The organism is Synechococcus sp. R55.7 (genome assembly GCF_047461955.1).
Lineage (GTDB): Bacteria > Cyanobacteriota > Cyanobacteriia > Thermostichales > Thermostichaceae > Thermostichus.
In genome coordinates this window covers 1-1,158 of the sequence record NZ_JANSIC010000369.1, presented here as the reverse complement: position 1 = coordinate 1,158, position 1,158 = coordinate 1, and the positions used below count along the sequence as shown (strand labels likewise).

Annotated in this window: 1 protein-coding gene; it reads left to right on the top strand. The window is 61.1% G+C overall.

What is annotated here, in order from left to right:
• Positions 1-41: 41 nt before the first annotated feature.
• Positions 42-1,158: electron transfer flavoprotein subunit alpha/FixB family protein (locus tag NW820_RS12545; RefSeq protein WP_414407664.1), on the top strand; the 1,117-nt coding region annotated here is incomplete at its 3' end.

Genomic DNA, 1,158 nt, shown 5'->3' with positions numbered 1-1,158 from the left:
ACCCGATTCAATCCCGATCTCAACTTAGGAGTCACGGTTCTATGGATCGCAAGCGGATAGTGGTCTTCGCCGAGCAGGTGAACGGGGAACTGCAGCCCATTGGCTTAGAGTTGTTGGGGGCCGGGCGGCGGCTGGCCGATAAGCTGGGAGCCACCTTGAGCGCTCTTGTGCTTGGATACAACATTGCCCACTTGCCCCCAATTCTGATCGGCCACGGGGCAGATCAAGTCTTCATTGCCGATCATCCGGAGTTGGCCGAATACCGCACCTTGCCCTACCGCCGGGTGATCACGGACTTGATCAAAAGCTGGCCCCAACCACCCCACACCATCCTGCTGGGATCCACCACCACCGGGCGAGATCTGGCCCCCCGCTTGGCCGCCCACCTGGAGACCGGCCTGACGGCAGACTGCACCGAATTGGACATCGGCCCCTTCGAGTACACCAATAGCAAAGATCCGAGCAAGTCTGGCCTCTTCCCCGACTGCCTCTACGCCATCCGGCCCAGCTTTGGCGAATCTCTCAAGGCCCGCATCCTCGGCCCGTGGAAAAACCCCCAAATGGCCACGGTGCGCCCAGGGGTGATGGTGCCTCTGCCCTGGGATGGATCCCGCCAGGGGGAAGTGATCCCGGTGCCGGTCAACTTGGATCCCGGCGATCTGCGCCTGCAGATTGTGGAAACGGTGCGCAACCTGTCCCAGGCGGTGGATCTCACCCGCGCCAAGGTGATCGTTTCCGGCGGCTACGGGCTGGGATCCCCAGAGGGATTTGAGCTGTTGAAGGAGTTGGCCGCTTGTTTCCCCAACAGCGCCGTCGGCTCCTCCCGCAAGGCCGTGGATTCTGGGTGGATCCCCTATGCCCATCAAGTGGGCCAAACCGGCAAGACCGTCCGACCTCAGCTCTACATTGCCTGCGGCATTTCTGGGGCCATTCAACATCGCGTGGGCATGGACAAATCCCAGACGATCATTGCCATCAACAAAGACAGCGCCGCTCCTATCTTCAAATTTGCCCACTACGGCATTGTCGGGGATCTCTACCAGGTGGTGCCGGAGCTGATCCGGCAACTGCGACAGAGACAGGAGGAGCTCCGAGAAGGCGCCGAGGGCCAGCCTTTCCAGAGCCTCGGCGAGCGGATCCCAATTTTGCAGAGTCGAT